Here is a 7,633-nt window from a genome sequence, read left to right on the forward strand (position 1 = left end):
GACTGAATCAGGAGGCGCTCTCATGCAAAATCAACGGAACCTCCATCGCCGACTGCGCTCGGATGCAGGTCAATGAGCTGATCGTTTTTTTGGAAAGCATCGAGGATCCCGCGGCGGCAACCATCGTGGACACCTGCATAACCCGGCTGCAGCAGCTGCTTCTGGTCGGGATCGGTTACCTTACGATGGACCGGGAAACCGCAACCCTGTCCGGCGGCGAATCCCAGCGCATCAAAATGGTGCGCCAGCTGGGGAGCAGCTTGACGGATCTAACGTATATTTTTGACGAGCCCAGCATCGGCCTCCATCCTCACGATGTGCATAACATGAACCGCCTGCTGCTGCAGCTTCGGGACAAGGGAAATACGGTCATCATCGTGGAGCACGACCCGGACGTCATCCGGATTGCAGACCATATCATAGATATGGGACCGCGAGCCGGCCTAGCCGGCGGCACCATCGTATATGAGGGGAATTGGGAGGGTTTGCGGCACGCCGATACCCTGACGGGAAAATGCCTCCGTCAGCGCGCCCGGTTAAAGTCCGAGGTCCGCGAGCCGACCGGATGGCTGCATATTAGGGACGCCACCCTTCACAACCTGAAGCAGGTGTCCGTGAGCATTCCGACCGGGGTGCTGACGGCGGTAACAGGCGTCGCGGGGTCAGGCAAAAGCACGCTCATCAACCAGGTGCTGCCTGGCGTTTATCCGGAGGCCGTCATTATCAATCAGGACATGATTCAGGCGTCCAGCCGTTCCAATCTCGCGACGTTTACCGGCATATTTGACGATATCCGCAAGTTATTCGCCGGGGAGAATCGGGTGGGCCCTTCCCTTTTCAGCTTTAATGCCAAGGGAGCCTGTCCGGAATGTAACGGCTCCGGCACGATCACGATGGATTTAGCCTTCATGGACAGCCTGGTTAGCGTTTGCGAGGCTTGCCAGGGTCGCCGCTTTCATGATGACGTCCTGCAATATCACCTTCGAGGCAGCAGCATCAGCGACGTGCTCGCCATGACGACCGATGAAGCGCTGGATTTTTTTCACGGAGCCCGGCATCCTGGCCGCGCTTCTGCGCATTCAGCAGGTCGGACTGGGTTACTTGACGCTCGGTCAGCCCTTAAGCACGCTGTCGGGAGGAGAGCGGCAGCGGGTGAAACTGGCGGCCGAGCTCGATCATTCAGGTGAGATTTACGTGCTCGACGAGCCCTCGACCGGACTCCATCTGTCCGATTGCGAGCGACTGATGTCCATCATCAACCGGCTTGTCGCACAGGACAGCACGGTCATTGTGATCGAGCATAACCTGGATATCATCAGCCAGGCGGATTGGATTATCGACATGGGACCCGGCGCGGGACAAGACGGCGGGAACATCCTGTTCTGCGGCAAACCGGCCGAGCTGCTGGAGAGCCCGCGTTCCGTGACGGCCAATTATTTGCGGCAGTTTCGTGCTTAGTCCTCAAGTAGCTTTAGGGCTATAGCGGATGTCAAACAAGACCCCGAGCACGCCTCCTTCCAGGGGCTCGGGGTCTTGTTGTGTTTTGCTGTATAAGGCAGGATCGCAGCCTATTCCAAAATAACGGTCGTATACGGCGGCAGCGTTAAACTGCTGCCATCCAATGCCGCGCTGTCGTCGGTGGTTCTCGCCAATGACCGGAAATCCGCAGATCCGTTCTTCGATGCTAGGTCCACGATCTGCTCCGCGCCTGACAGGTTATGAACCACTAAGGCCCCGCTCTCGTTTGTCCGGCGGATATAAGCCATCACTTGCTGGTTCCCTGACGCATAAGATTCAATCGTGCCGCTGTTCAGGGCAGGCATCTCATTCCGCCACCGGATCAGCGTGCGATAGCGGGACAGCAGGGAATTCTCGTCTCCGGTCTGCTGCTCTACGCCTTGCACCTGATCGCCGCGGTTATGCGTAAGCGGCTCCCAGGTCGTCTGTCCCTTATCTCTGCCCGTATTGGACCAGATCATCGGCTCCCGGATTTGCTCGTCCGGCTTCGCTCCCTTCATCCCGATCTCTTCGCCGTAATAGATAAACGGATGGCCCGGCATCGTCAGCAGAATGCCGGCAGCCATCTTGGCGTGGTTTACGTCATCCTTCAGCTGGGACATGACACGGTTCATGTCATGATTCGTCAGGAAGGTAGCATCCGTAAACTTGCCGTCCGATACCTGGCTGAACAAGCCATATGTCCGCTCCAGGGTGAAGGCCAGGTTGTTATCCTTCTCGTTCATGGCGGCACCGAGGATGCTCTCGCCCAAGCCGAAATTGAATCCGGAATCAAATGCATTCTCCAAATACGGCGCGATGACCGCAGCGGAATTATCCCAAATCTCCCCGACGATATAAGCCTCCGGGTTCACTTCATTCATGCCGGCGCGGAATTCCTGCCACCAAGCCGTATTCTTGGCCGTGGTCGCCTCTCCCTTATCGGACATCAGATCCTCGTAAATATGCTTGGCTGCATCGATCCGGAAGCCGTCGACGCCCAGCTCCAGCCAGAACTTCCCGATATCCTTCATCTCCTCGCGGACCTTGGGATTATCGAAGTTCAGATCCGGCATTCCGCCCCAGAACGTGCCCATGTAATGCGCCCCGTTCATCTCATGCCAAGGGGAGCCGCTTCCCGCCGCGCTGGATCCGGAAGGCGTTTTCCCTTGATCCTCGGCCCAGATGTACCAATCCCGGGTGCCCGAGGCCTTGTCTTTCGCAGCCTGCTGAAACCAAGCATGCTCCGTGCTTGTGTGATTGACCACCAGATCCATAATGATCTTGATCCCGCGCTTATCCGCTTCGGCAAGCAGCGTCTTAAAGTCATCCAGCGTCCCGTAATCCGGGTGAATGGAACGGTAGTCGGTCACATCATAGCCGTGATAGCTCGGCGAAGGATGGATCGGCATCAGCCAAATCCCCGTCACGCCAAGATCCTCCGAGGATTCCGGATTTCCGTCATTCAAATAATCCAGCTTCTCAATGACCCCTTGCAAGTCACCGATCCCATCCCCATCGGAATCATAGAATGAACGCACGAAAATTTCATAATAGACGTCGGAAGGCTGCTCATCCACCTCTGTTTTCCCTTCTGGCGCAGGCGCTTTCGTATCCGGCTGTTTCGATTCCGAAGCCGCCGGCGGCTTCGCTTCCTCTTCAGGCGTAACCGCGGTGCCGCTGCAGCCTGCAAGCAGGCTTCCCGTAAGCGCAAAAGCCATAAGCCATATCGGCAGAGCCCTGCGTCTTCCCCATGTATTCCGTATCACGCTGTTTCCCCCTCTTCGCTTACACAGCTGATATTCATCGAGTCATTCCGCTTATGTACTGTACAGTATTTTCATGTATAATCAGAAAGCGCAAACGTTTGAATTAAAAAGCACCAGAGATTTCCAATAAAACGGTTACATAATAGGGTCTGGCTTTAATTCCATCTTCGCCGGTTGATAACGGCCTGTTTTTGATCCCACTCTATCATAACCCACACTTTCGTTTTGTTAAATCGTTTGCACAATGCCATTTTAAGTTGTTTTCCGGTTTTTTCGGGCCATAATACCGGCCTTTCTTCCGTTTTCTAATCCTTGCTTCTTTTTTGATGCATTTGTGAAATAATTGCGTTGGACTGACTTGGATACGTATTTACAAGCCTATCGATTAACGTTAATATAGCAGTGTGAAACCGTTTAACATACCGGATCAATATGCCTTTAGATCAATAGGTATCCACGTATACACAGGGCCTGACAGACCCACAATTTAATAAAGAGGAACGGTCGGCGAACAGCGGAAAGTTACTCTTGTGAAATAAGGGAGACTCCAGTAGTCGCTTTCTTATTTTCAAAAAAACGCAAACGGTTCCACTGGAGGTCCTATTATGTCAGTAACGATAAAAGATGTCGCAAAACGAGCGGGCGTATCCCCCTCCACCGTCTCTCGGGTGCTTTCCAATCATCCAAGAATCAGCCGCGAAACCTCGCGCAAGGTGAAAGAGATCATGGAGGAAATGGGCTACCATCCCAATATTATGGCCAAGAGCCTTGTTTCCAAAACGACAGAAAGCATATGCGTCATTCTGCCGAAACCCGCGGAGGAATTGTTCCTCAACTTATTCTTCATGGAGCTGATCCGCGGTATCGTCACCCAAGCGAACCGTTCCGGATACGATGTCGTCCTCAGTTCGGGCGGCAACGAGAAAGAGGAAGTCGAAGCGGTATCCCGCCTTCTTAACGGCCGCCGCGTCGACGGCGCCATCTTGCTTTACTCCAGGCAGGACGACCAGGTCGTTGATTTTCTGAAATCGAACAACTACCCGTTCGTGCTGGTCGGCCGGAGCGAGAAATATCCTGACCTGTTATCGGTCGATACCGATAATGTGCAGGCGGCCTATGATGCAACCAAGCATTTGATCTCGCTTGGGCATCAGCGGATAGGATTTGTCAGCGGGCCGCCAAACCTGATCGTATCCCAGGACCGGATGAAGGGCTACGGAAAGGCACTTGCCGATGCAGGCCTTGAAATGAGAAAAGAATGGATTGTGGAAGGCGAGTTCCTGCAGGAGAGCGGCTATCGCGCCATGTCCTTTTTCATGAACCTGCCCGAGCGGCCGACGGCCCTTGTCATTGTCGACGACATTGTCTCTTTCGGCGTGGTTCGCGGACTGCACGAGCTGGGGTATAAAGTTCCCCAGGACGTATCGATCATCAGTTTCAACAACATCTCATTGACCGAACTATCGACACCGCCGCTGAGCAGCGTTGACATCGGCATCTATAACCTGGGTTATACCGCTTCGCAGGCATTGATCCAGACCATTCGCAACGATGACAACACGATCCTGCCGCACCGCTATATCATTCCGCATCGATTGATGATCCGCGAATCCTCAATGTTTTCGCCGCCGAAATCTTGAGTGTCGACGAATATGCGGAGCATAGCAAGAAGTACTTCAAAATAAAGAAGCATCCTGGTGCTTCCTTTATTTTTGCAGCTTGGTTCAAACGTTTGCACTAATTCATTAAGGAGGATGATCATGTCAACCCTATCCGCTTGTTTATTCGATCTAGACGGCGTGCTGGTGGATACCGCCAAGTATCACTACATTGCCTGGAAGCGTCTTGCCGGAGAGCTTGGCTTTGAATTCACGGAGCAGGACAACGAACGCCTGAAGGGTGTTAGCCGCATGGCTTCCCTCGATATTCTGCTTGAGGTTGGCGGAGTATCGCTGGATGAAAACGCGAAGCTGGCGCTGGCTGAGAAGAAGAATGCTTGGTATGTCGAGTATATTTCCAACATGGACGAATCCGAGATTTTGCCTGGAGCCCTTGAATTTATCCAAGCTTTGAAGGACCGCGGCATCAAGGTTGCGCTGGGCTCCGCCAGCAAGAACGCGATGCTGATCCTGAACAATACCGGCCTGACGCCTTACTTCGACGCTATCATCGATGGAACGAAGACCAGCCAAGCGAAGCCGGATCCCGAGGTATTTACGCTGGGAGCTCGCGAGCTTGGCGCCCAGCCTGACGCCTGCGTCGTCTTCGAGGATGCCGAGGCCGGAATCGAAGCCGCCATCCGCGCGGGAATGCGCAGCGTCGGCATCGGTTCGCCCGAAACCTTGGGGCGCGCCAACCTCGTCCTTCCTTCCCTGGAAGAGTTAACGGTGGACCGACTGCTGGAGTTATAAGCGTGTGAGCACATGCGTTTACAGCATTCAGCAGCATCATCCCATATAGATATGCAACCATTTTTCCTAAACCTAAAGGAGCCGATGATTGTGAAACAATATTTAAAACTTGATGAATGGTCAATTATTGAAGAGGGCTTTGATCCTCACACGCATGAAATTTCGGAGAGTATCTTCAGTATCGGTAACGGATTCATGGGCCAACGCGCCAACTTCGAGGAGTCCTACAGCGGTTCCTCCCTGCAGGGCAGTTACATGGCCGGGGTGTATTATCCGGATAAAACCCGCGTAGGCTGGTGGAAGAACGGTTATCCTGAATATTTCGCCAAAGTGCTGAACAGCACCAACTGGATCGGCATCGGCATTGATATCGACGGCACGCCGCTGGATTTGGCCAAATGCACGGTGAAGGATTTTGTGCGCGAGCTGAATATGAAGGAAGGCTTCCTCTCCCGCCGCTTCACCGCTGTCATGGAAGACGGCAAGGAGCTCCAGGTCGAGGCCGTTCGCTTTGTCAGCATTGTACGCCACGAGATCGGTGCCATCCGATATGCCGTAACGCCGCTTAATTTTGCTGGAGAGCTTACGGTCACGCCTTATCTCGATGGCGATGTGAAGAACAAAGACTCCAACTATGACGAGAAGTTCTGGCTGGAGGTATTCAAGGAAGCCGCGCAAGGCTCGGCCGCATTGACCGTAAAAACCAAAAAACTCGATTTCCATGTTACCTCCGTCATGTCTTATCACATCCTTAAGAACGGCGAGAAGCTGGATCTTCAGGCCGAGCTGATCGAAAAAGAGAAATATGCCGCGAACCGCGTAAGCATACCCGTATCCGAAGGCGAAGCCGTCACCATTTATAAATACGTGGCCAACGTCACTTCCCGCAATCATGGATTCGGCGAGCTGGTGGAAGCAGCGCGTGCCGTGCTGGAACCGGCGGTGGAGACCGGATTTGAGCAGTTGCTGAAGGAGCAGGCGGATTCCTGGGGCGACAAATGGAAGGAAAGCGATATCGTCATCGAAGGCGATGTGGCGGCCCAGCAAGCGATCCGCTTCAACATTTTCCAGCTGAACCAAACCTACAGCGGCGAAGACGACCGCCTGAACATCGGGCCAAAGGGCTTTACCGGGGAAAAATATGGCGGCAGCACCTACTGGGATACCGAGGCTTATTGCCTGCCGTTCTATCTGAGCACCGCGGATGCCAGCATCTCGCGCAACCTGCTGATCTATCGTTATAAGCACCTGGAAAAAGCGAAGGAAAATGCCAGAAAGCTCGGCTTCACCAAAGGGGCCCTCTATCCTATGGTGACGATGAACGGCGAGGAATGCCATAACGAGTGGGAGATTACGTTTGAAGAAATCCACCGTAACGGCGCGATTGCCTATGCCATCTATAACTATGTCAACTATACCGGCGACTTCTCTTACCTCGGCCAATACGGTCTGGAAGTGCTCGTGGAAATCTCCCGTTTCTGGGAAGAACGCGTGAATTACGTGCCGGCGAAGGACCAGTATATGATGCTCGGCGTTACCGGCCCGAACGAGTACGAGAACAACGTCAACAACAACTGGTATACGAACCGAATTGCCAGCTGGACGATGGAATACACGCTCGACGTGCTCGAGTATTTGAAAGAGAATGAGAATTCCCGCTATGCCGAGCTTACGGCGAAGCTTGCCCTGCAGGATGCAGAAACGGCCAAATGGCAGGATATCATCAGCAAAATGTACTACCCGGTAGACGAGGAACTCGGCGTCTTCCTGCAGCAGGACGGTTTCCTTAACAAGGAGCTGGTTCCGGTGAAGGAATTGGACCCTGCCCACCTGCCGCTGAACCAGAACTGGTCCTGGGACCGCATTCTGCGTTCGGTGTACATTAAGCAGGCCGACGTGCTGCAAGGATTGTTCTTCCTTGGCGACCGGTACGATCTGGCTACGAAAAACGCAACT

5 protein-coding genes and 1 pseudogene are annotated in these 7,633 nt (G+C 53.7%); 5 read left to right on the forward strand and 1 reads right to left on the reverse strand.

The features are described from left to right. Window positions 1-1,187 (forward strand): annotated as a pseudogene (locus HMPREF9412_RS19035) (ATP-binding cassette domain-containing protein); the annotation flags it as partial. Continuing rightward, window positions 1,153-1,458 carry an excinuclease ABC subunit A gene (locus HMPREF9412_RS33370; protein ID WP_009593337.1) on the forward strand — a complete coding sequence of 102 codons (306 nt, stop codon included), beginning with the start codon at window positions 1,153-1,155 and terminating at the stop codon, window positions 1,456-1,458. The pseudogene HMPREF9412_RS19035 and the gene HMPREF9412_RS33370, both read left to right, overlap by 35 nt. Before the next feature lie 110 nt (window positions 1,459-1,568). Here the strand turns inward: HMPREF9412_RS33370 and HMPREF9412_RS19040 are convergent, their stop codons facing one another. Next, complete coding sequence (locus HMPREF9412_RS19040) at window positions 1,569-3,266, reverse strand: alpha-amylase family glycosyl hydrolase (RefSeq protein WP_009593333.1); 1,698 nt, start codon at window positions 3,264-3,266, stop codon at window positions 1,569-1,571. A 605-nt stretch (window positions 3,267-3,871) separates the two neighbouring features. Between HMPREF9412_RS19040 and HMPREF9412_RS19045 the strand changes: the two genes are divergently transcribed. From HMPREF9412_RS19045 to HMPREF9412_RS19055, 3 genes are all read left to right on the forward strand, one after another. Then, the gene (locus HMPREF9412_RS19045) at window positions 3,872-4,906 is read left to right on the forward strand and encodes a LacI family DNA-binding transcriptional regulator (RefSeq protein WP_009593335.1); all 1,035 of its coding nucleotides are present in this window, start codon (window positions 3,872-3,874) and stop codon (window positions 4,904-4,906) included. Window positions 4,907-5,026: 120 nt separating this feature from the next. Beyond that, window positions 5,027-5,677 carry a beta-phosphoglucomutase gene (gene pgmB / locus HMPREF9412_RS19050; RefSeq protein WP_009593338.1) on the forward strand — a complete coding sequence of 217 codons (651 nt, stop codon included), beginning with the start codon at window positions 5,027-5,029 and terminating at the stop codon, window positions 5,675-5,677. 90 nt (window positions 5,678-5,767) lie between these two features. Continuing rightward, a partial coding sequence (locus HMPREF9412_RS19055) for a family 65 glycosyl hydrolase domain-containing protein (protein WP_009593336.1) occupies window positions 5,768-7,633 on the forward strand: 1,866 nt, incomplete at its 3' end.

Origin of the sequence: Paenibacillus sp. HGF5 (assembly GCF_000204455.1) — a bacterium.
GTDB lineage: Bacteria > Bacillota > Bacilli > Paenibacillales > Paenibacillaceae > Paenibacillus_AQ > Paenibacillus_AQ lautus_A.

Excerpts from the sequence above, each read along its gene's own strand:
- HMPREF9412_RS19045 (WP_009593335.1), top strand. The coding sequence starts at position 3,872 with ATGTCAGTAACGATAAAAGATGTCGCAAAACGAGCGGGCGTATCCCCC.
- pgmB (WP_009593338.1), top strand. The coding sequence starts at position 5,027 with ATGTCAACCCTATCCGCTTGTTTATTCGATCTAGACGGCGTGCTGGTG.